Annotated in this window: 15 protein-coding genes; 12 read left to right on the forward strand and 3 right to left on the reverse strand. The window is 39.9% G+C overall.

Annotation, left to right across the window (positions count from 1 at the left end):
* Window positions 1-522: 522 nt before the first annotated feature.
* From BB781_RS12895 to BB781_RS12930, 8 genes are all read left to right on the forward strand, one after another.
* On the forward strand, window positions 523-1,950 hold the full coding sequence (locus BB781_RS12895) for an Ig-like domain-containing protein (protein ID WP_094228897.1): 1,428 nt from the start codon (window positions 523-525) through the stop codon (window positions 1,948-1,950).
* A gap of 329 nt (window positions 1,951-2,279) precedes the next feature.
* Window positions 2,280-6,368, forward strand: a complete 4,089-nt coding sequence (locus BB781_RS12900) for a PAS domain S-box protein (protein ID WP_094228898.1) — start codon at window positions 2,280-2,282, stop codon at window positions 6,366-6,368.
* Window positions 6,369-6,733: 365 nt separating this feature from the next.
* Complete coding sequence (gene hcp, locus BB781_RS12905) at window positions 6,734-8,419, forward strand: hydroxylamine reductase (RefSeq protein ID WP_094228899.1); 1,686 nt, start codon at window positions 6,734-6,736, stop codon at window positions 8,417-8,419.
* 76 nt (window positions 8,420-8,495) lie between these two features.
* On the forward strand, window positions 8,496-8,834 hold the full coding sequence (locus BB781_RS12910) for a cupin domain-containing protein (protein WP_094228900.1): 339 nt from the start codon (window positions 8,496-8,498) through the stop codon (window positions 8,832-8,834).
* 143 nt (window positions 8,835-8,977) lie between these two features.
* Window positions 8,978-9,256, forward strand: a complete 279-nt coding sequence (locus BB781_RS12915; RefSeq protein ID WP_094228901.1) for a ferredoxin-thioredoxin reductase catalytic domain-containing protein — start codon at window positions 8,978-8,980, stop codon at window positions 9,254-9,256.
* Between the two features lie 89 nt (window positions 9,257-9,345).
* Window positions 9,346-9,807, forward strand: coding sequence for a (Fe-S)-binding protein (locus BB781_RS12920; RefSeq protein ID WP_094228923.1), 462 nt, complete (start codon window positions 9,346-9,348; stop codon window positions 9,805-9,807).
* Between the two features lie 36 nt (window positions 9,808-9,843).
* A complete protein-coding gene (locus tag BB781_RS12925) occupies window positions 9,844-11,097 on the forward strand; it encodes a formylmethanofuran dehydrogenase subunit B (RefSeq protein WP_094228902.1) in 1,254 nt (417 codons plus the stop codon).
* On the forward strand, window positions 11,097-11,501 hold the full coding sequence (locus BB781_RS12930; protein WP_094228903.1) for a molybdopterin dinucleotide binding domain-containing protein: 405 nt from the start codon (window positions 11,097-11,099) through the stop codon (window positions 11,499-11,501). The genes BB781_RS12925 and BB781_RS12930 overlap by 1 nt, the downstream gene beginning before the upstream one ends.
* A 67-nt stretch (window positions 11,502-11,568) precedes the next feature.
* Here BB781_RS12930 and ala read toward each other — a convergent pair whose 3' ends face one another.
* The gene (gene ala / locus BB781_RS12935; RefSeq protein ID WP_094228904.1) at window positions 11,569-12,549 is read right to left on the reverse strand and encodes an alanine dehydrogenase; all 981 of its coding nucleotides are present in this window, start codon (window positions 12,547-12,549) and stop codon (window positions 11,569-11,571) included.
* A 114-nt stretch (window positions 12,550-12,663) separates the two neighbouring features.
* Between ala and BB781_RS12940 the strand changes: the two genes are divergently transcribed.
* The 4 genes from BB781_RS12940 to BB781_RS12955 all read left to right on the forward strand — a co-directional run bounded on the left by BB781_RS12940 (window position 12,664) and on the right by BB781_RS12955 (window position 16,759).
* On the forward strand, window positions 12,664-13,572 hold the full coding sequence (locus BB781_RS12940) for a hypothetical protein (RefSeq protein ID WP_094228905.1): 909 nt from the start codon (window positions 12,664-12,666) through the stop codon (window positions 13,570-13,572).
* 45 nt (window positions 13,573-13,617) lie between these two features.
* The gene (locus BB781_RS12945) at window positions 13,618-15,414 is read left to right on the forward strand and encodes a PAS domain-containing sensor histidine kinase (protein ID WP_094228906.1); all 1,797 of its coding nucleotides are present in this window, start codon (window positions 13,618-13,620) and stop codon (window positions 15,412-15,414) included.
* A gap of 55 nt (window positions 15,415-15,469) precedes the next feature.
* Window positions 15,470-16,123, forward strand: coding sequence for an NAD(P)H-dependent oxidoreductase (locus tag BB781_RS12950; RefSeq protein WP_094228907.1), 654 nt, complete (start codon window positions 15,470-15,472; stop codon window positions 16,121-16,123).
* A gap of 144 nt (window positions 16,124-16,267) precedes the next feature.
* Complete coding sequence (locus tag BB781_RS12955) at window positions 16,268-16,759, forward strand: hypothetical protein (protein ID WP_094228908.1); 492 nt, start codon at window positions 16,268-16,270, stop codon at window positions 16,757-16,759.
* A gap of 107 nt (window positions 16,760-16,866) precedes the next feature.
* On the opposite strand, the gene BB781_RS12960 is transcribed toward BB781_RS12955, so the two are convergent.
* A complete protein-coding gene (locus BB781_RS12960) occupies window positions 16,867-20,484 on the reverse strand; it encodes a response regulator (protein WP_094228909.1) in 3,618 nt (1,205 codons plus the stop codon).
* Window positions 20,481-24,236, reverse strand: a complete 3,756-nt coding sequence (locus tag BB781_RS12965; protein ID WP_094228910.1) for a response regulator — start codon at window positions 24,234-24,236, stop codon at window positions 20,481-20,483. Before BB781_RS12965 ends, BB781_RS12960 begins: the two co-directional genes overlap by 4 nt.
* Window positions 24,237-24,244: the final 8 nt, after the last annotated feature.

The following is a 24,244-nucleotide window of genomic DNA, read 5'->3' on the forward strand; positions in this document are numbered from 1 at the left end:
GCAATTTTAAGAGCCTGTTGTTCTATGATTATTGCTTGTTGTTCAATTATTCCAAGTAATCGAGTTACAAGTTCTACTACTGCTTCCGGACCAGCTTCATAAACTGCAAGTATTTCTTCCCGTTCTATACAAATCCCCTCAGATCAATAAAATTTTTTTCTGAACGTTAAAATGAGGTCATAGTATATTGATTTTTACTTTAGTGCTGGAAGGATGGCTGAATAGTTACAAAAATCGATACTTTATGCCTCTGGTATAACAAACAAAACACTTTAAGAATATGCTAAAGTTCACAATCATGTACCGATGTACAGTTCTAACCAGTCAAACATGCAAAAATTACAGAACATAAATTACCATATATTTATATCATAGGCGCAAGCATTTGATTATTGGTAGCAATAACACATCATAATTTATTTTTAAAACCTAATATAATAAAACTATAAATACAAACTGTGCATATGTGCATTTAGACTTACTTGTATACTTGAAAGAGTACAGAAGTGAGGGTGGTATAATATGATAGCAAAAAAACAAATCAAAAACATAATGACATTTTTAATATGTCTTATTCTTGCGGCGGCTTTTATAGTCCCTGCAAGTGCAGGTACAGCAGTACCAGGTACAATTGCTGAAAAAACAGTATTTAGAACAACAAGTTTTGAAGTCCATGCTGAACCTTTGTCCACAAGCCTTTCACCAATTGTGACTGAAACAGGTAAGATCAGCATTTCTGTTGACGGACTTGGCACCGATGGATCTGGAATTATCCAGGTAGAAAAACCTGAAGGTGCAACCGTAAGATCTGCATACATGGCCGGTGCTTCCCTCTGGGGTAATTATCCGATAGCTGATGGTCAGATCAAGATCGATGGTCAGGATGTTAACTGGGACTACTTCGTGAACAAATACACTTACAACCACTGGGCAGATGTCACTTCTCTTGTTCAGACAAAGATCGATGCTGCTCCGGCAGGAAGAGTTGATTTCACAGTGACCGAAGGTGGCAATCCATATTACATCGATGGTACTATACTGGTAGTCATTTTCGATGACCCTAACCAGACCAGTGACAACACGATCGTACTGCTCTTTGGTGCACAGGATATCAATGGTGACACATTCAACCTGCTTCTTGCAGACCCTATTGATAAAAGCGTTCCGGACCTGAGCTTTGACATGGGACTTGGCATATCATACAGTTACCAGTCAGGTTCAGCTCAATACAGCATAGTCAATGTGAACGGTCTGAGACTGACCTCTACAGCAGGTGGTGAAGATGACGGTTATTCTGCAAATGGCGGACTAATTACAGTAGGTGGTCTGGATGACAGCAATGAAAATCCTGCAAATCCTACAGCTCCATACCTAGATAGTTACAATAACCCTCGTATGGATGATGAATTGTATGACATCCTTCCATTCGTAGATGATGGGGACAATACAATAAGCGTTTTCACATCAAATCCTTCAAACGATGACAACATATTCTTTGCCTACTTCGACCTCAAATCAACTGTGGCTGTAGTAGGAGAAGGAATAATTCTCAGCCCTGCATCTGCAACCAACCCGGTGGGGACCTATCACACCGTAACAGCAACTGTTCAGGATGATACTGGTGCTCCTATAGAGGCAGCAGAAGTCTCCTTCAAGATAGAAACCGGCCCACATCAGGGACTTACGGATTCAGCAAACACTGACAGTAATGGTGAGGCAACATTCACATATATGGGTACTGATGAAGGAACCGATACTATTGTTGCAAGCTTTGTTGACAGCAATGAGAAAATCGTTTACTCCAACACAGTTACAAAAACCTGGGAAGTTGAAGAAAATGATGACGACGATGAGCCATCTGAGGAGATACCTGAGTTCCCAACCATCGCACTTCCAATAGTAGCGATACTTGGACTTGCCTTTATCTTCAACAGAAGGAAAGAGGAGTAAAACTCCTCCCATTTTTCTTTTTCTCTTTTTATTTTCGTTTTTGATGTTCTTTATGTGCGTCTTTTTCATTCTTAAAATCTAAATCCACTTAAAGAGATCATCAAATAGAATGGAGCATGTTATTACTTAATTTGATACACAGGCATCAAAACTTAACATTAACACTCATTTTATATTAAAATCATTATATTTATATATATTAGGACACATCTTATATGTGTGTAACATTTAGGTATTTCAGGCTATGTGCTTTAATTCGGTTAGCTGTTATTGTTAATGTCTTTATTCGGAATAAATCTTGATCCAGGGTGAACTAATAGGGTGCTCATATGGTTGAAAACGATATTGAAGGACGTACATATAATAATAAAGAGTATTTGGATCTTATTTTAAGATCAGTGGATATAATTGTCTGGTCTGCAACTTTTCCTGATCTTAAACTACTTTATATCAGTCCTTCATCAGAACACATCCTGGGTCTTGATCCTCAGAAGCTTGTAAACAAAAACGATCTTTGGTATCAATACGTCCATCCTGATGATCTTAATATTGTACAGAATGCTGCAAAACAAAGAGAACTGGAAGGCACGGTTTCAACAGAGTATCGTATCTTAAGACCTGACGGAAGTACTTTTTGGATCCGTGAAAGCTCTGAGATAAAATATGACACAAACAATGTTCCTGTGAGCGTTGAGGGTATTCTCACAGATATAGATCGGAGTAAAAAAGCTGAAGAAGAATTACATTCAAGAGAAGAACGATTAAGAAGTCTTGTTTCTATTTTGCAATACACCCCGGATTCAGCACAGGATTTCCTTGATTTTGCACTTAACGAGGCGATCAAGCTTACCCGGAGTATGATCGGTTATATCTATTATTACAATGAAGAAAAAAAGGAATTCATTCTGAATTCATGGTCCAATGAGGTTATGAAAGAGTGTTCTATCACTGAGCCACAGACCACATATAAGCTTGAACATACTGGTATCTGGGGAGAAGCGGTCAGACAGCGCAAAGAAATAATCGTTAATGATTTCCAGGCTCCATGTGCACTGAAAAAAGGTTATCCTGAAGGTCATGTTGAACTTTTCAGGTATATGACAGTGCCAGTGATCATAAACGGTAAAGTCGTTGCTGTTGTCGGGGTAGCAAACAAAGGATCGGATTATAATGAGGCTGACGTACTTAATCTGACTTTACTTATGGAATCCGTGTGGAATATCGTGGAACATATGAAGATGGAAAAGGCACTCCAGGAAAGCGAAAAAAGACATCTTCAGGCATATGATATCTTGCAGAGCGTCCTTGAAAGTCCAACAGATGTTGTCATATTCGCACTTGACAGGGAGTACAGGTACCTTGCTTTTAATACAAATCATCAGCTGACAATGGAGCAGATATGGGGTGCCAATATTGAAAATGATGCTAACATGCTCGATTACATTAAAAGTGCCAAGGACAGGGAAAAAGCAAAAGAGAATTTTGACCGGGCACTAGCTGGTGAAGCGTTCACCCTTATAGAGGAATACGGTGAGTCATTGCTTGAAAGGCGATGGTATGCAAATATATACAGTCCCCTCAAGGATGCCGAAGGAAATATTATCGGAATCACTCTCATTTTAACAGACATCACTCTGCGCAAACGTTCAGAACAGGCCCTGTTAGCAGAAGAGGCCCGAACAAGGGCTATTGCTGAATCAGCACAGGATGCAATCCTGATGATGGATCCGCAAGGGAATATCTCTTTCTGGAATCCGGCTGCAGAAAGGATTTTCGGATATTCAATGGAGGAAACTATTGGTCAAAACCTGCATTTGTTATTGGCACCGCAACGCTATCATGTATCACAACAGGAAGCCCTCTCCAAATTCCTCAAAAACGGGCAGGGAAATGCTGTGGGAAAGACCCTGGAATTAGAAGCCCTTTGTAAGGATGGCAGGGAAATATCAGTTGAACTGTCACTTTCTGTTATCGAACTACCTGATGGCTGGCACTCAGTAGGTATCATGCGTGATATAACCGGCCGTAAGCTTACAGAACAACAATTAACAGAAAGTGAAGAAAGACACAGGCTTTTGGCAGACAATTCTACAGATGTAATCTGGACAATGGACATCGAAGGTAAATTTACATACGTAAGTCCCTCTGTTCAGAAGCTTCGTGGTTATACACCTGAAGAAGTGATGAAACAAAAGCCGGAAGAATTCTTGACCCCTGATTCTTTACAGCAGTATTTAGAAGGACTAAAATTAGCTACAGAGATTGTTCAGGCAGGAATGAACTTTTCTTCGCAAAGGTTCGAACTTGAACAACCCAGTAAAGATGGGTCTACAGTATGGACTGAAGCTACAATTAACGGCATGTACAATGAACAAGGCAAATTCATTGGTATTTTAGGAGTAACTCGTGACATTACCGAGCGTAAGGGACTGGAAAAAAACCTCATCATCGAGATGGAAAAAGCACAGGAAGCCACAAGGGTAAAAAGTGAGTTCCTGGCAAATATGTCTCACGAGATACGCACACCTATGAACGGCGTTATTGGTATGACAGGACTACTTCTTGATACAGATCTCAGTGATGAACAAAGACATTATGCAGAAACTGTGAGACTGAGCGGAGAATCACTACTTCAGCTCATCAATGATATCCTGGATTTCTCCAAGATCGAGGCTGGCAAACTTGAACTGGAAATGGTGGATTTTGACCTGCATAATATGCTGGATGATTTTGCTTCCATGATATCAATAAAGGCTCATGAGAAAGAACTGGAATTTATTTGTGCACCTGCCCCTGATGTTCCTGCATGTGTTCAGGGCGATCCGGGGCGCTTGCAGCAGGTACTGACCAACCTTGCTGGAAATGCGGTCAAGTTTACCCACAAGGGTGAGGTAGTTGTACAGGTAACTCTGGAATCGCAGAGTACTACAGAAGCATTGTTACGTTTCTCTGTTCGGGATACTGGTGTTGGGATTCCTGAAAATAAAAAACATGATCTGTTTGACAAATTCTATCAGGTGGATGCATCGACCACACGACAATATGGTGGCACGGGGCTTGGGCTGGCCATCTCCAAACAGCTGGTTGAGATGATGGGGGGCGATATCGGTGTGGAAAGTGAGAAGGGCAAGGGTTCTGAATTCTGGTTCAGAATAAGTCTTGAAAAGCAGCCGGAAAGCGGTCGTAAGAAAGTCCATTCTGCAGAGATCATGGGTTCGTATGTCCTGGTTGTTGATGATAATGCCACCAATCGTGAGATCCTCAACAAGCGTATTAGTTCATGGGGTGTGAAAGTAGATGAGGCTGTGGACGGTCCTACGGCATTGCAGGCCCTGTATCGTGCACATGAAGACGGTGAGCAATACCATGTGGTTATCCTCGATATGCATATGCCAGGCATGGATGGGGAATCTGTGGCAAGATTCATCAAATCCGATGCAAAACTAAAAGATATCCCTCTGGTGATGCTGAGCTCTTTAGGACAACGTTCTAATCTCCAGAACCCCGGTGAGAGGTATTTTGCAGCATATCTCACCAAGCCTGTAAGGCATCAGGAATTATTTGATGTCCTGTCCGGCATACTGAATATGGAAAAGCAGCGAAGCAAGGCTCACACTCGTGTTAATACCTCTTCCGTTCCTTCTCAGATCCAGAAGAATTTAAGGATATTGCTGGCTGAAGATAATATAGTAAATCAAAAAGTAGCTCAGGGTATGCTGCAAAAATTAGGCTATCATGCAGATACTGTGGCCAATGGTATAGAAGCAATAAAAGCTCTGGAAATTTTGCCATACGATATGGTGCTTATGGATGTGCAGATGCCTGACATGGATGGATTTGAGGCTACCAGTCTTATACGGGATCCACGGTCTGCAGTCCTTGATCATGAAATTCCTATCGTTGCAATGACTGCATATGCAATGAAAGGGGACAAAGAGCGTTGCCTGGAAGCCGGTATGAATGATTATATCGCAAAACCGGTTTCATTGCAGTCCCTGATGCAATTGCTGGACAAATGGCAGAGCATATTGGGATATGAAAGCAGCTGGAATGGCATATCTGCAGAGGGGATGAAAGACCCAACAGATCAATTGGTATTTGACAGGCCTGCACTTCTTGAAAGGGTAATGGACGATGAGGACCTTTCCAGGAGATTGATAGCAATTTTCCTTGAAGATATGCCCAAACAGGTGATCGCCCTAAGGGATAGTATAGTGAAAAGAGAACTGGAAAATGTAAATGTATATGCACACAAAATAAAAGGTGCTTCTGCAAACATTGGAGGTATGGCTTTAAGCGCTATGGCCTCACAGATGGAGATCGCTGGTAACAAAAGTCAGGTTGATAAAATGGACATACTTTTGCCTGAACTTGAAAAGCATTATGATCTATTGGTTGAACAACTTAAGAATATGTAACCCACAATTGTTTTCTCTTTATCCTGACTTCCGCCTTTTTAGGCGCATACGCGTCTCTTGATGCGGAAATATGTGCTTATATTTTACAACATTATTCCGTTTGGCAAGAAGTAAAAATCAAATTCTAGTGGCGTTTTCTATTTACATCTCCTGCTGATATGCGCTTAAAACTTGGGAACTCAGGCTTTATATCCTGTACTTCTGAAAATAGACAATGGATGACAGGTAATTATCCGTTCACTACAAAATACTGATCTTATTTTAAGAGTGCGGGTATCCACTTAGAAACTGCCCTCCTTATATGCGAGTATCCCTTATATACTAGTATCCAAAAGATATCAAATCTAGGAAGCATAGTGAATAAAATGTTCTGTTATCAATGTGAAGAAACTTTGAACGCTACCGGCTGTACAAAGAATGGTGTATGTGGAAAGAAGGGAGACGTTGCAGACCTTCAGGATGATCTTATTTATGTCCTGAAAAGTATTGCATTCTACAATTCAAAGGCAAGGGCAAACAAACTCAATGATGCAAAGACCGATCAGTTCATTCTCGATGGGCTTTTTGCCACGGTCACCAATACCAACTTCAGCAAAGCTGACTTTGAGAAACTTATCAACGAGGGTTTTGAGATAAAGGACGGCATCAAAAGGAAACTGCTGGATGCAAAGGTCATCAATGAGAAGTCCGGCTCATCCTTCCCACGATGGATAAAGGAAAAACTCCTTGGTGCAGGTCCAAATGCAGGTGAGGAACTGCCAATAATGGCGAAGGTCACAGCTGAAAGTCTGGCCAACATAAACACAGGAATACTTGCAACGGAGAACGAAGACATCCGCTCCCTCAGGGAATTGCTCACCTATGGTCTTAAAGGCATGGCTGCATACGCTCATCATGCAAGCATCCTTGGTTACAAGGATGATGAGATAATGGCATTTATAGAGAGAGCACTTCTGGCAACTATGGATGATGAGATGGGTGTAGATGAACTGGTCCCAATGGTGCTGGAATGTGGCTCCATGGGTGTCACTACCATGGCACTGCTTGATAAGGCAAACACCACTACCTATGGAAATCCTGAACCAACCGCCGTTAACATTGGTGTAAAAGACAATCCAGGTATCCTTATCAGTGGACATGATCTGTATGATCTTGCACAGCTTCTGGAGCAGACTCAGGGTACAGGTATCGATGTCTACACACATGGTGAGATGCTGCCTGCAAACTCCTATCCGGCATTCAAGAAGTATAACAATTTCGTTGGCAACTATGGAGGTTCATGGTGGAGGCAGAAAGAAGAATTCGAGAAGTTCAATGGTCCTGTATTCATGACCACAAACTGCATAGTTCCTCCATCAGAATCCTACATCAACAGGATATACACAACAGGAATAGTCGGTTTTGACGGTGTCACTCATATTGATGCAGGTGAGGACGGCAGAAAAGACTTCTCCTCGATAATCGAGCAGGCAAAGACATGCAAGCCACCGGTACAGCTTGAAGAAGGAACCATCATGGGTGGTTTTGCACATGTATCTGCACTCTCAGTTGCTGATAAGATCATCGATGCTGTAAAAGCAGGACAGATAAAGAAGTTCGTTGTCATGGCAGGATGTGACGGAAGGCATAAAGAGAGGAGCTACTACACAGACTTTGCAGAAGCTCTCCCAAAGGATACTGTAATACTCACAGCAGGCTGTGCGAAATACCGTTACAACAAACTTGATCTAGGGGACATCGGAGGAATCCCGAGGGTAATAGATGCAGGACAGTGCAATGACTGTTATTCACTGGTTGTCATAGCACAGGCACTTGCAAAGGCATTCGGGCTTGATGACATCAATGACCTGCCGGTCTCATACAACATCGCCTGGTATGAACAGAAAGCAGTCCTTGTATTGCTTGCACTGCTGAGCCTTGGTGTCAAGAACATAATGCTTGGCCCTACACTTCCGGCGTTTGTTTCACCAAACGTTCTCAATGTCCTGGTTGAGAATTTCAATATAATGCCAAACTCCACAGTTGAGGAGGACCTGAAGGTCCTTCTTTAAATCTTTTGCAGAATACACTTACACTATAAATTCATGACTCGACATATAATTAAATTTTATATAAGGAAGTGAATACATGATAATCTCAAATTACAAGAATGCAGAGAAAAAGGACAATCCACATGGAGTTACCGTACACAAGCTCTATGATACCGAGCATGCGCAGGTAATGCACATGGAACTCAAACCAGGCGATGCACTGAAGAAACACACGACTCCTGTTGACGTGTTTTTTTACGTCCTGGAAGGTGAAGGTGTCGTGGAGATTGGTGATGAGAAGGAAACCATCAAAAAGGACATGCTTATTGAAAGTCCCGCAAAGATACCACACAGACTGATGAACGAAAGTGACAGTATCTTCCGTTTCCTGGTTGTGAAAGTGCCACGACAGACAGAACAGACTAAAATACTGTAAGCCGGTATATGTCCGGCTTCTGATTTTTCTATTTTGAACTAAGAACTACAATGGCACCAGACTGTTACCTGTGGGAAATAGATAAATAATGATACCCAGAATATATCTTTCATACTTTTAATTCATGACATTGGAGATCATCTATGACAGACCTTGCACCAATTATGGAAAAAACACATCAATGGGCTTCAAAATATGCAACGAAGAAGGGGTTTATCCTCAACCCCGATGAAGAAATGCTTCAAATGGTCATTGAAGGCCTTTCCAGGAACAAGCATGAACACGGAAAACAATACTGCCCATGCAGGATACTTAGTGGAAATGAAGAACAGGACCGCAAAATAATCTGTCCCTGCATATATCACGAGGATGAGATCGAAAACGATGGCAATTGCCATTGCTCTTTGTTTTTCAAGATATAAAGATACCTGAAGCAAAAACTGAATGCAACATCTAAACTCCAGATTGAACTTATCCTATTAAGTAGACTTACGTTGAGAAGGTGGAAATAATAGCAAGTGTAATGGAAATCTATCAGTTCCTTCCAAAAACTAATTGCAAGGAGTGCGGAAAAGCCACATGTATGGCATTTGCAGTTGATCTACTGGGACGTAAGGCAAAAGTGGACGATTGCCCTCCGCTTGTTAATGAAGCAAAATATAAGGCCAATTATGAAAAACTCTCTGAAATGATAACTCCTGTGGGAGATGTCACCGAAACAGGCTTGATCGTTCACGAGAATAAGTGCATTGGATGCGGGAATTGCGTTGTCGCATGTCCTGTGAATGTAGCCAATGACCCTTTCGGTGCAGGCAGTGGGAAGGCGCCTACATCTGATAAAGTTATTTTTATGGTTGAAAATGGTATTGTAAAAGCCAGGAACGTACAGGAATGCCGTCGTTTCGGGGAGAATAAGATTCTCTGCGTAGCCTGTATAGATACATGTCCTACAAAAGCAATTGAATTCGTTTAACTAACTGCAACTTTTATTTTAAAATGTGGTGATGATTTGAGCCGTAAATATTATGTTTGTACAGGCTGTGCGCTTCTCTGTGACGACATAGAAGTTGAAACCGATAATGATGTAGTGACCACAGTGCATGCTGCATGCAGGAAAGGTGTTGCACGCATGAAAGGCTGCAGTAATCCCATGGAATGCACAGTCGGTGGCGAAAAAGCGGATATCGATTCTGCCATTTCAATGGCAGCCACTATACTGAGAGATGCGAAGAATCCATTGATATTCGGCCACGGCAATTCAAGCTCAGAGGCGCAGAAAAAATCTATCGGCCTTGCAAAAAAGATTGGTGCGTACATAGACGACACTTCATCATTCTGTCAGGGTCCGATCATAGAGGCCATACTTCAGGATAAACTTAAAACATGCACCCTTGATGATATAAGACACAAAGCTGATGTAATAATTTTCTGGGGAGCCGACCCTTCTAATTCACACCCTCGCCATCTTTCAAGATATTCCTATTTCCCCAGGGGCCAGGAGCGCCAGAGGGGATGGGAAGAGGATAGGACCGCGATAACAATTGATATCAGAAGATCTGAAACTGCAGATATCTGTGGGGATACGCGCTTCTACCAGATCCCCATGGGCGGGGATGCAGAGTTCATGGAAGCTCTTGTAAGCGCCCTGTCAAACAAGGTTCCTAAAACATCATTTGATTTTGACAAAAAGAGAATACTGGAACTTGGAAATGTGCTTAAAAAAGCAAAATTCGGCGTCATCTGCGTCGGTCTTGGACTTGTATATTCCCTGGAACAACTTGAACCCCTTTTCACATTGATGAACAAGCTTAATGAAGTTTCCAGTTTTCATCTTATGCCCATGGTAGGCCAGTACAATATGAGAGGTTTCAACCAGAACCTTTTTGTTGAAACCGGATACATCAACCGACTGAAATTCAATGCTGAAACCGGTGAAACTGAACACGGGAATAATTATTCGGTTGTTGAAGTTCTCAGGGACATGTCTGTGGATGCAGCACTTATCATCGGTTCGGACCCACTTTCAAGTTTACCGCTCTCCATTGCGCGCTATCTTGCAGAGATACCACTCATAACCATTGATCCATGTAACAATCTGACAGCAACCAGGTCAACGGTAACTATCCCATGTGCACTCGGAGGAGTCGAATCTGGCGGTACTGCCGTTCGCATGGACGGTGTTGAGATCGAACTGAAAAAGATAATAGAAACGAATAATCCTTCTGATGAAGAAATTCTTACAAGAATAACGGAGGCTATGTAATGGGATTCGGACAATTTCTAGCTGCACCGGAAATTAAACTGAAGATTGTCACATACAGAGATGTGTTCCAGAACGCAGCACAGGAATCCTCGCGTTTTGGCGAAGAGTACGAAAAGCTCTCAGCCATTATCAAACTTGATCCCAGGGACATATCCAGGCTTTCCATCACGGAAAACGATACTGTTATTGTTAAGAACAGCTATGGGAGAGTGGTTGTTACAGCACAGAGATCAGGATATGAAGATGCTCATCCCGGAATTGCCTACATGGTAAACAGCCCCTGGTCCAATGCTCTTGTGCCCGACAAGACAAGTGGCACCGGTGTTCCTAAGTTCAAGGATTTTGAAGCAACTGCACAGAGTTCAAAAGGTGGAAAGGTCACAGGGATAAGGGAGATATTTTAATATTCATTATTTAGTTTTAGTTTCTCTCTTGCTATATTTGGGAATAAACGTCCCTTTTTTCAGATGCTCAGAACAATTTTATCATCTTCCCGATACCCATTGCAATGGCTTTTTTGTAGACCACATTGGCGGTCACAAGGTCCTGAACAGCAAGCCCGGTAGAATCGAAAATAGTAACCTCTTCATCTGACTGTCTTCCCGGTTTTGTTCCTGCAACCACTTCACCAAGTTCAGCATGGATATCGGATTGTGATATCACACCTGTTGAAAGAGGGATATTAATTTCTCCTGAATGTGATGCCTGTGCCATATCATCCACGATTATCCTTGACCTTTTCAGCAAAGTGGAATCAAGCTCTTGCTTGCCCATAGCATCAGCCCCTATGGCATTGATATGAGTACCTTCACATATCCACTCTGACCTGACAACAGGCTCCCTAACAGGAGTTGTCGTCACAAGGACATCACAATTACACACATCATTTATAGACCCTTTATGTGTAAAATCACAGTTAATAACCTTCTGCATATCCTTTTGAAAAGAATCACAATGAGCAGTATTTCTGCAAGTAATCTTCACTTCTTCGATATCCATGACCTCTGAAAGTGCAAGCAACTGAGTTCGAGCCTGCCCACCCGTACCGACCATACCCACTACATGAGCATCAGGACGTGCAAGATATTTTGCAGCAACTCCACCAGCAGCACCGGTCCTCATATCTGTTATGTGGGTACCATCCATGATAGCAAGAGGAGCACCGGTTTCTGTTGAATTCAGAATAATAACTGCCATCACGGTCGGAAATCCCTTTTCCCTGTTATCGGGATGAACAGTTACTATTTTAACTCCTGCAATATCCTGCCCCTCCATGAACGATGGCATCGTACGCAGATCCCCATTATGCTTATCAAAATACAGATAGGATTTAGGTGGCATCTGCACTTTTTTCAAACCATGCTCCCTAAAACCATTCTCTACAGCATAAATGGTTAGGTGCATATCAATAACACTTTTAACATCTGTTTGTTCAAGCCAGAGGACATCCATTAAAACACTACTCCTTAAAAGATATGAAATAACTCAATTGATGGGATAAAATCCTGTTTGTTAATCAACGTGGAATATGCACAATTATATATAATTAAGATGTAAATATAACATGTGACCGGAGACAAAACCAGTGAAATATCAAGGAAAGAAATAGCTGATCTGGCAAGGACAGGGAATGAACTGATGGAACTGATGGAAAAAGTTCCAACAAGTGACCACGAATATCAAAAGAACCGTAATATGTTCCTTGCTGAGTATAATAGATGGTACACCCGGTGTTTGCCCATTATAAGAGGTATGCTTCCTGATAAGGCACTCAGATTTGAGAGTTTGTACCATACAAATAAACGTTCTGGAACAAATGAATATACTTATACTATACAGGATTACATTCAAGGAGTATACTTTAAAGATAAACCAAAAAGTTATACTGACAACATCACTGCCAAAAGACTGAAAGAGCAGAACTCCATTTTGCAAACGGCTCTACCAAGAGTTAGCAGCTTTTCCTTTGAAATGGAAAAATTTGTGAAAATTAATCCCATACATGGACAGCCTTCTTCTTCAATATCAAACCAGGATAAATTAATTGATATCGATTTTTCAGACGGTCATTACAATTCAATAAAGGCAGAGATAAATTCAAGTTACAAACGTGGCTTCTTCATGGCAAGTTTTCTGCTTTCAAAAGAACTGATAAGGAATCTCCTGATAGATTTGATAAGAACAGAGTTTCCACCAACGTCTGATGAACGGATATCTTATTACTATGATTTAAAAAACAGCACCTATAAGGAAGCAGGGCAATTGCTTAAGGTGCTAACGGAAAAAAAGGAAGAATTTGATATAAATCCAGATGCAATCGAACGAATTATCAAAATGATCGTAGTCATAGAACCAAAAATGAAACCAGATTCCCACTCATTCAAGCTGATTTCCACACGAGAAGAAATGGATATGTTCGAAATCGAAGAGATAGTGGGACTAATTAATGATATAATAGAATTTATGAAAAAATGATTTTAAAAGATAATTGGAACTAAACGATAACTTTTACTGATCATTATGAAAAAAGAAGCGACATCACAAAAACAGCTTGAGAAAGAAAACCAGAACTTAAGAACACGCATTCAAGAACTGGAAGATTCTTTTGGCATGCTGGTCGGAGAAATCATTGGCAAGACGGACTATGATCTGCATAACAAGGATAAAGCAGATCTATTCCATTTAAAAGACAAAATCGTAATTGAACAACTCAGACCACACAGAAATGAAGAATGGTCCACATCCCCGGATGGAAGAAAAGTGTTCTTGGATACCTATAAAGCACCACTTTATACGAAAGGAGGAGCCAGCATAGACATACTAGGTATCAGCCGTGATGTCAAATTACAAAAAATAAAAGAAGATGAACTGATAAAAGCACATGAGCAGTTGCTTTCTGTAATGGACGCTTTTGATGAACCTGCATATGTTGCTGATCCTGTTACTTATGAATTACTCTTTGCGAATAATTCGATCCAAAAAAACATGGGCAATGATATTATTGGAAAAAAGTGTTATCAAGCTCTTCAGAATTTCGATTCTCCATGTCCTTTTTGTACAAACCATTTGATTTTTGGAAATAAGCTTGGAAAAACGCATATATGGGAAGTCCAGAATTCTAAAAACAATCGCTGGTACCGGTGTATTGATAAGGCCATAGAATGGCCTGATGGTCGTATGGTCAGGTTTGAACTGGCCATTGACATCCATAAAGAAAAAATGTCACAGAAAGCTTTGCAGGAAAGCGAGGAAAAATACAGAACCTATGTGAATATAGCACCACACCCCATTTTTGTAATAGATTCCTATGGAAACTATGTTGATGTAAATCCGGCAGCATGCAAAGTAACAGGATACTCCAGAAAAGAAATACTAAAAATGGATCTTGCCGATTTGTTCACACATACTGATAAAAGTTATTATCTTAAATTATGTGAAAGTTTACAATTTGAGGGAAATCTATCGGGAGAAGTTTCTGTTATCAAAAAAGAAGGGAAAATAATATATCTGGAAGTCCAGGTTGTAAGGATACCAGGCAATAGATTTCTTGCATTGTGTACAGATATTACTGAAAAGAAAAAAATTGAAGATGAGATATTACAGACAAAGATAGCTGCAGAAAATGCAAATCGTACCAAAAGCGAGTTCCTTGCAAATATGAGCCATGAGTTGCGAACCCCACTGAACTCTGTAATAGGATTTGCTGATATTCTGCTTAATGGAATAGCAGGAGAGATCAACGATAAGCAACACGGTTATATTAGTAATATTTCCCGGAGTGGAAGACATCTGCTCAATATTATTAATGAGATACTGGACATTTCCAAAATCGAATCCGGGAAAATGAAATTGTATAAAGAAAATGTACCTCTGATAGAAATTTTTAAAGAGATAGTTGCTACGTTACAACATCTTGCAGACGATAAAAATATAGATCTAAAAGTATCTTCTTATTGCAATGAAAAATATGCATATGCTGACAGAGCAAAACTAAAACAGATACTCTACAACCTTGCTGGAAATGCTATCAAGTTTACGGAGAATGGCGGGTCAGTAACGATCAATGCGAATGTCAAAGATGAATTCATCCACATATCCGTAGTGGACACAGGCATAGGTATTGATCTGGAAGGATTAAAAAAACTATTCAAACCCTTTATGCAACTGGACTCCTCTGAAGCAAGAAAATATGAAGGCACAGGTCTTGGGCTTGCTCTTTCCAGGGAACTTGTGGAACTTCACGGCGGAACCATATGGGCTGAGAGTGAGCAAGGACAAGGCAGTACTTTCACTTTTACCATTCCCATTTGCAAGTAGTACTACGATACAAATATATAAGTACTACAAACTGAAAAATATAGATGGGGATTATATGAACATCTTATACATTTTTGCACATCCTGAACCGAAGTCTTTCAATTCATCCATGAAAGAGATGGCCATTAAAACACTTGGAAAGAAAGGTAACAATGTCAGGCTTTCTGACCTGTATCTAATGGGTTTCAAACCTGTACTTGATCAGAAGGATTTTTTGCAACGAAAGAAAACAGACTCTTTTAATCCATTCCTTGAACAGATGACAGCAAGTAAAGAAGGTACTTTTTCCGAAGATATAATGGCAGAAATGGAAAAAGTAAAATGGGCGGATATTCTGATATTCCAGTTCCCGATATATTTCACCGGAATGCCGGCAATCATGAAAGGATGGCTTGACAGAGTTTTTGCAGCAGGCTTTGCCTTCGATCCGGTAAAACAGAATGTGTATGAAAACGGATTGATGAAAGGAAAAAAAGCGATGATGGTAATCACTACTGGTGCAGAAGAGGACTGGTACTCGCCGGGAGGAAAACATGGGGATATCCGGGAATTGTTAAGGTACATCAGCCATTGCATCTTTGAATATGTAGGAATGGAAGTAATAGATACACATCTGACCTTTGGTGTGGGAAAAATGTCTTCAGAAAGAGGAGATGAAGAGTTGAACAGATACCAGGAAAAATTGAGCTCACTTTTCCCAAATCCGTAATCTTAAATCCGTAAACTTATATCCTGAAACAAATTTGGGTGTATAATTATTCGTATAGTACTTTAACTTCAATCAAATTCGTAGCTTTAGGAAGACATTTATGCAGGGAGTTACATTGTAACTAGGGGGGCAAAAGAAGAGGCTATGAAAACCAACAGTAACAATTTGGTAGGTATCTTAGTATTGCTTACAATTGTCATTGTAACAATTGCAACATTTTCCCTTGGATGTGCTGAAACTCCGACTGTTCCTGACAATGGAACGGACAATAAGACAGACAGTGATGAACAGTCCAATGGAAAATACATATACGGCAATTCAGTTGTCGAGGAAACAGATATACGTATCCTGGAATCATTTCCGGTTCAAGTCCATGTAATTGTAAAAGGCTACCTTCCAGACGGATGTACACAGATAGATGAAGAGAATGTTGAATTTGACGATATTGGTAACATATTTGCGATAGACATAACTACAAAAAGACCTGCAGATGCAATGTGTACAGAAGCAATCGTACCTTATGAAACCACAATTGCACTGGATGTTTACGGTCTTGAAAAAGGAATCTACATCGTAGATGTGAATGGGATCAGGAATGAGTTTGAATTACAGATCAACAATATCACTCCTGAATAATATTTTTGTCTCTATCTTTTTTTGATATCTTGTTCTTAGTTTTGTTTGTATTCTTGTTCTTAGTTTTGTTTGTATTCTTGTTCTTAGTTTTGTTTGTATTCTTGTTCTTAGTTTTGTTTGTATTCTTGTTTTCTTGAAGACGACAATTCTTCTACATTATTGATACAATGCAAAAGGTCTTTTTTGCTGAATATACCTTTTTGCATTACAAAGGACACATCCCTGTCAAGTTGCTTTTTCTCATGGTCTTCAAGATCCTTTGCCGTACAGACTATGATGGGTATATCAATGGTTTCAGGATGCTTTTTCAATTCATTTATAACATCAAAACCACTTACTTTTGGCATCATCAGATCAAGGATTATAATGTCAGGAGAGAAACTCAATGCTTTTTCAATTCCATCCTTGCCGTTGGATACACCCATTACATCGTAACCTTCAGTTAAAAGCATGGATTCCATAAGTTCAAGAACTGATGGTTCATCATCAATTACAAGAACGTTAACATGCTCAAATGAACGTTTTTTCTTCAACCTTCCCAGCGAGGAAAGAAGCGCTTCCCTGTCAACAGGCTTAACAAAATAATCAAACGCTCCCCAGATGATCCCGAGATCTTTTTCATCAAGAATGGATACTATCACCACAGGTATATCTTCTGTCCCTTTTTCCTGCTTGAGATTTTTAAGTATGTCCCATCCATCCATATCTGACATCATTATGTCAAGCGTGATGGCAAAGGGCTGTAGCTCTTTGGCAAGCTCAAGTGCTTCCTTTCCATTTGCAGCAAACTTCACATCATAACCTGCATCATTCAAAGTTACGGAAAGTATTTCCTGTGACCTCTTTTCATCTTCTACTATCAGTATAAGGGGTCTTATAACCCATTTTCCTGAGTCTGCTATTGAAGTATCCACAACATACTCTGAGGACTCTTCTTCAGGAATAACATACCAATTTCCGTGCTCTGAACCGGCTTCATCTGCAGAAGGTTCAAACTCAACAGGAAGTTCAAATATGAATGATGAGCCTTTACCAGATTCACTTTCAACCCAGATTCTTCCATTATGCTGTTCTATGAAACTCCTGACAAGAACAAGACCAAGACCTGTGCCTTCATACATCCTGCAATTTGACGAATCGATCTGGGTGAATGTTTTGAAGAGTTTTTTCTGGTCCTCTTGAGAAATACCAATACCCGTATCTGTTACTTCAACACGGACATGATCATCTTTCTTTGTGACAGAAATAATGATCTGCCCACCATTATCGGTGAACTTGATAGCGTTGCTCAGGAGATTATAGATTATCTGTTTGAATTTTCCTTTATCAGCTTTAATAGTAATAATGTCAGGAACTAGCTTAATTATAAGTTTGATATCTTTCTTAAAAGCCAGAGGGGAGATGACAGACTTGATCCCATCCAGTGAACCTCCTATATCAAATTCATCGATATTGAGGACCATTTTCCCCGCTTCGATCTTGGATAGATCAAGGATATCATTGATCAAATTCAGCAGATGTCTGCCACTATTGGAGATGTTGCCTACATACCTTTTCTGTTTATCATTCAGTGAACCAAATGTTCCTTCAAGCAGTATATCTGAAAAACCTATGACCGAATTTAATGGAGTTCGGAGTTCATGACTCATATTAGCCAGGAAATCACTTTTTGTCCTGCTTGCATCTTCAGCAGCTTTCTTTGCCGCAATAAGAGCGTTTTGAGCTTCTTTTCGTTCAGATATATCTGCAAGAATGCCTGCCATATGCAATGGTTTACCATCTTCTGAGTACTCAACAACCTTTCCCTTGTTGAAAACCCACCTGTATTTCCCATCTTTTCCCCTTATACGATATTCGCATTCCGCAGTTTCAGAAACGCCTTTACGTACATTCTGCAATTCACTTATTGCAACATGAACATCATCCGGATGAATTAATTCCCTCATCCATTCAAATCTGGGGGATATTTCATCTACAGGATGACCGATTATATCTGCATATCTGGTATTGAAAATCAGGATATCATCCTGAAGATTCACATCCCAGGTACCTTCGTTGCTGCCCTCAAGAACACGTTTCAGGTGCAGTTCACTCTTCCTAAGGGATTGTTCCATTTTTCTGCGTTTAAGTACCATAGCCATGAGAGTTGAAAACATTTGAAGAGTTTCAAAATCATCATTCTCCCATTCCCTAGTTCCATCCACGTCATCAAGACCTACAAATCCCACAAGATGACCTTCGATGAATACCGGGAGTACAAGAACTGATTTTATATCCTGCATCTCAAGTATTTCTTTTTCAACAGAAGCTTCTGAAGGAAGGGCTGAAACATCAGTTACATTTATCATTTCATCGTTCTGTAGTCTGGACAACCACCATGGAAGCATATCAGATGGCAGATCCTGAAGGTTCTCTTTTTGAGCTTCAACTCCTTCTGAACACCATTCGTGCGTATTACTCATCAGAGTTTCGTCTTTGCTAAACAGGAAAAGATAACAACGGTTTGCACCACATAGCGTTCCTATTTCAGACAGAGCCATGTTTATTGCTTCATCAACATCTCCCGGATATGTGAACATTGATGAAACATCCAGCATTGTATTTTCTAATGAATGCTTTCTTTTCAGGATTTTTTCTGTTTCTGTTTTGGCGATGATCTCATTGCCAAGTTTCTTGTTGAGATCGTGCACGTAGAAAATATTGACAGCAGCAATGACAAGCAGCAGCATTATACCAGCAAGAAGGGATTTTAACCGCATAATCGTATCTAATAAAGCCGGTGGCTCTTCGAACATACCAACTTTAAGCTCCATCATGCACGCTTCAACGACATTGTAATCCTGAGAAACGGTCCAGCCTGAAATGTCACCAAAGCTACCGGAATCTGACGAATTGAAGGACATACTGAGAAGAGATATGGATACTCTTTCGGAAATAGATCTTGACGTTTCTCTTGTCTTTGAAAATGCCCAGCCCGGATATATTCTTGTACTTACAAGCAGGGGATAGTTATCATATTTTTGCAAGTGGATAACTTTGAAATCACTTATATTGATCTTTCCTTCCATATGCATTTGTTCAAGAACTCCCGAAGGAACGGTGCCAGCATCAAAGTCACCGTCCTTTACAGAATAAACAATTGCTTCAAGCTCACTGCTAAATTCCAGTGCTTCAAAATCCGTCTCCGGAACAATTCGATGTTCAATGAACTCCCTTTTTGCAATCCACCAGCCTTCAAAGAAAGGAGACTCCGGTGCCAGAAATGAGAGACCGATGATATCATCCAGATTTTGAATATCTACCCTGTCAGCTTTTGTAAATATAACAGAACCCACATTGTTCAAAGAAGAGTTTTTAGTATAATCAGGAGGTAGATACGCAACCGTTTTCATTGTTGCTATACTGGTGATCCCGTGGGGTCTTGTAAGCATCACATAAGTTGCCGGATCAGCAATGAGAAAATCTATATTTTCAGCCATTAACTGATTTTCTATGGCACTCTTATCCATTGGAACTATTTCAAATGTGAATATAGGAATATCCTCTGATAAGTACTCAGAAACAATGGTCCATTTAGCCAGTGTTTCTTCTTCGGACCCTTCTATAAGAACACCAATCCTTACAGTATCTTCAGTTTGAGAGTGAACGGTTCCACTACAAAATATAATGAAAATCAATACCCATACCATCATAACTGCAGATAACGATCTTCTTGTCATTTTCATCGATAAGCCTCATGAGAAACAGCATGTGAATCATCATTATCCGGGTTCTGCCCAAATTTACCAAGAATTCCAAGAAGGTCTTCTTTTGAAAATGTTCCCTTCTGGATAATACCAGATGCATTTTTATTTAGAAATTCAATTTCTTCGGTCTTCATGTCCTTTGCAGTGCATACTATCAGGGGAATGTGTATTGTATGCGGATCGCTTTTTAAAGTTGATATCACATCAAAACCTGTGACCTCTGGCATCATCAAGTCAACTATCAAAATATCAGGAATCCTGTTTAATGCTTTTTCAATTCCTTCTTTGCCACCATAAGCAGTGATAACATCATAACCTACGGTTTTTATGATTTCAGAAAGCAGATCTACAGCCAGGGGATCATCGTCTATTATAAGCACCTTTAATGATGCTTTTCCTGACTTGTCCATCAGATCTGAAAGAACATGAAGAAGACGATCACTATCAATTGGTTTTGTTAAATAATCAACAACACCTACAACCAGTCCCACATCATTTTCACCAAGTGAAGATAATACAAGTACTGGAATTGAAGATGTATACTCATTATTCTTCAGGTTTTCCAGAACCTCTGTTCCGTCCATTCCTGGCAAGTTAAGGTCGAGGGTTATTGCAAATGGATGAAGGGTTTTTACAATTTCAAGGGCTTTTACACCATCGTCAACAAGAACCACTCTGTACCCTGCATCATTTAGCATTACACTGAGCAGTTCCCGGGAGTTAACATCATCCTCTACTACAAGTATAAGAGGGTCGTAACCTGTAGGATCCTTAGGCTCCAGAATGATAAGGCCTTCTTCACAGTACAAAGATGTGTCGTTAAAAAATGATTCATGTACAGAAGAAGACTCTGTACTTCGAATTTGGTCTTTCAGGTTCAGTGGCAAAGAGAAAAAAAAGCTTGAACCTTTTCCAGGCTCACTTTCTACCTCTATACTGCCACTATGCAATTCCACAAGATTCTTAACAAGCGACAATCCAAGACCCGTTCCACCATACTTGCGATTGCTGGATGAGTCAAGTTGAACAAAAGGCTGGAAAAGCTTTGCCTGATCATCCCTGGATATGCCTATTCCAGTATCCCTTATACTAACATGGAGCATATTGTCCATTGTGGAAACTTTAACATGGACCTCACCATTTTCAGGAGTGAATTTTATTGCATTACCGATGATATTGTAAAGTACCTGTTTCAACTTGCTTCTGTCAGCATTTATGTAGATACTCCTGGGATACATCTCAAAATCCAGTAAAATATCCTTTTTTGATGCCATCGGTTTCATCATTAAGTGAACATCTGAGAACATATCTGCAAAATCAAATATCTCATAAAATAACTCCATTTTCCCTGCTTCGATCTTGGAAATATCCAGTATGTCATTAATAAGATTTAGCAGGTGTTTACCGCTGCTGGATATATTTGAAATGAATCGACCTTGCTTATCATTCAGATCTCCAAAACTGCCAATCAACAACAAGTCTGAAAAGCCTATAACTGAATTAAGAGGAGTACGCAACTCATGACTCATAGTAGCAAGGAATTCACTTTTGGTTCTGTTTGCAGTTTCAGCGTGCACTTTTGCAGCTAAAAGATCATTCTCTGTTTCCTTGATCTTAGTGATATCAATAAAACTTTCAATGAATAACTCGCGTCCCCCGAATTTTACAGCTTTAATGGATTTCAGAACGGGTATTCTTGTACCATCAGACTGTACAATTTCCCTCTCTGATTTGTCAATTGCCTGATTAAGATCACTTATTGGACATTGGCCTTTTTCTGCCGGACAGATCAATTTATGGCAGACCATTCCAAGAACATCTTCCTTTTTGTGACCAACCATATCAAGTGCAGTAGGGTTGATATCAACTATTACATGAGTATCTGCATCAACAACTATCACACCGGAATTGATATTATCGAGAATAAGGCTCATCCTTTCTTTATTTTCATGCTCCAGCCTTTCTATTTCTTTTCGTTCGGTAATATCCCGAATGATGAATTGAAGCAAGCCATTGTCAGTATCGACAACTGTGACAGTAATTTCTGCATCTATGACAGTGCTGTCTGGCTTTCTTATTTCCATTTCAGCCCTACTAAAAGATTCCTTTAATGCATTTTTGATCAGGCCCTTTATCAGAAACTGCTTTTCTTCGATTGAAATGTCAACTACGGATCTGCCGATTATCTTATTCCCTGATTCGCATATCAACTCGCAGGCTTTATTGTTCAGATCCTGTATAATTCCATCCTTTACAATGAAAATAGCGTCATTGGATTGCTCAAAAAGTAATTTGTACCTGTGATCTTTTTCCCGGAGAATATCTTCAGCCATTTTTCGTTCGGAAATATCCCTGAAACTAAGGATACGGCCAATAACCTCACTATTTTGCAGCAAAGGAAAAGATGAAACTTCAAAAAAAGAGCTGTCTTTAAATTCCAGTATCGAGAAGCTCCGTTTTGCAGACATGTGATATTTGTGCAGACGTGCAACCGTACTTTCATAGTCTGTCATCCGATCTTTCAGGTGATCAAGTAGCTTTAGTCCATCCCTTTCTGTGATAATTTCCTCAGGAATTTCCCACATCCTGATAAATTTTGAATTAAAATGCGTGATCTTGTAGTTCTCATCAATTACAATCACACCTTCTGATGCTGATTCTATAATCGATGACAATAAATTTTCTCTTTCGTCCAGTCTTTCCATTAGATGATTGATACTTAACCCCAGAGAAGAGACCTCATCATCACCTGATACAGAAATTCTGCCTGAACCCGATGAATCTGTTTTTGCAGCATCTACACCGTTTGTCAGGAAAGTTAATCTTGAAAGTATGGACCTTTCTAGGAATACAGTAGCTATAGCACCATATAGGAAACCAGCAAAGATTATGACGTAAAGCAAATAAACAAAGGTAGTCTTTGCTTTGTGGTATATTATGCGAGGTGTTGAAATTTCCAGCAACAATGCAGGATTTCCATAAATATCCTCCAAAATGACATACCCCATGATGTTATATTCGTCAGCAGGTTCAATATAAACGGGATCCGTACCTTCTCCTATATATTTTAGTACAGGCACCAGGTCCTGATCAAGTGTGGAACCCTGAAGCAGGTAATATTTCAGGGGAATTTTATGTACATTGGAAAAGAAAGCAGCTTTATCTGAATCAAAAAAAGCGCCGGCTATAAAAGTGCCCTTTGAGACAGTATTAGATGATTCCTGTATAGGTCGTGATGCAAAGATAAGGGGACCTTCTGACAGCATTACAATACCTGAAGGAGAATAATTATTCTCAGAGGATGGCACCAGATTATTTTTTCCGGACAAAATGTCCAGGAGGTCCTGTGGAAAGGAAACTTCTTTATTGTTACGCCGATCATATGCTTTTGTATAAACAACATTTCCAGAAGCATCCAGGAAAACGATTATGTTTAAATGTAGTTCCCTTAAATTATCAATTGCCAGATTTGACTCTATGTAGCTTGAACTATTGTCCTGGATGAATTCATTGGTGTCGGCCCATGTAGCTAAGTTTTGAACAACTATTTCAAGATTAAAAGTTGTCTGATCAAAGTAATCGACTACTTTGTCTATGTCGTCATTGACATCTTTGCGTTCAATATCCTCAAAACTTTTGAAAATAATAGAACCTGCACTCAGATATAAAGTCAACACCAGAAAAAAGAGCGTAAAACTAAAAACAATTAATGTTTTTAAGCGCAGTTTCATAGCTACTC

Origin of the sequence: Methanolobus psychrotolerans (assembly GCF_002243045.1) — an archaeon.
GTDB lineage: Archaea > Halobacteriota > Methanosarcinia > Methanosarcinales > Methanosarcinaceae > Methanolobus > Methanolobus psychrotolerans.

Excerpts from the sequence above, each read along its gene's own strand:
- BB781_RS12895 (WP_094228897.1), top strand. The coding sequence starts at position 523 with ATGATAGCAAAAAAACAAATCAAAAACATAATGACATTTTTAATATGT.
- BB781_RS12900 (WP_094228898.1), top strand. The coding sequence starts at position 2,280 with ATGGTTGAAAACGATATTGAAGGACGTACATATAATAATAAAGAGTAT.
- hcp (WP_094228899.1), top strand. The coding sequence starts at position 6,734 with ATGTTCTGTTATCAATGTGAAGAAACTTTGAACGCTACCGGCTGTACA.
- BB781_RS12910 (WP_094228900.1), top strand. The coding sequence starts at position 8,496 with ATGATAATCTCAAATTACAAGAATGCAGAGAAAAAGGACAATCCACAT.
- BB781_RS12915 (WP_094228901.1), top strand. The coding sequence starts at position 8,978 with ATGACAGACCTTGCACCAATTATGGAAAAAACACATCAATGGGCTTCA.
- BB781_RS12930 (WP_094228903.1), top strand. The coding sequence starts at position 11,097 with ATGGGATTCGGACAATTTCTAGCTGCACCGGAAATTAAACTGAAGATT.
- ala (WP_094228904.1), bottom strand. The coding sequence starts at position 12,549 with ATGGATGTCCTCTGGCTTGAACAAACAGATGTTAAAAGTGTTATTGAT.
- BB781_RS12945 (WP_094228906.1), top strand. The coding sequence starts at position 13,618 with ATGAAAAAAGAAGCGACATCACAAAAACAGCTTGAGAAAGAAAACCAG.
- BB781_RS12950 (WP_094228907.1), top strand. The coding sequence starts at position 15,470 with ATGAACATCTTATACATTTTTGCACATCCTGAACCGAAGTCTTTCAAT.
- BB781_RS12955 (WP_094228908.1), top strand. The coding sequence starts at position 16,268 with ATGAAAACCAACAGTAACAATTTGGTAGGTATCTTAGTATTGCTTACA.
- BB781_RS12960 (WP_094228909.1), bottom strand. The coding sequence starts at position 20,484 with ATGAAAATGACAAGAAGATCGTTATCTGCAGTTATGATGGTATGGGTA.
- BB781_RS12965 (WP_094228910.1), bottom strand. The coding sequence starts at position 24,236 with ATGAAACTGCGCTTAAAAACATTAATTGTTTTTAGTTTTACGCTCTTT.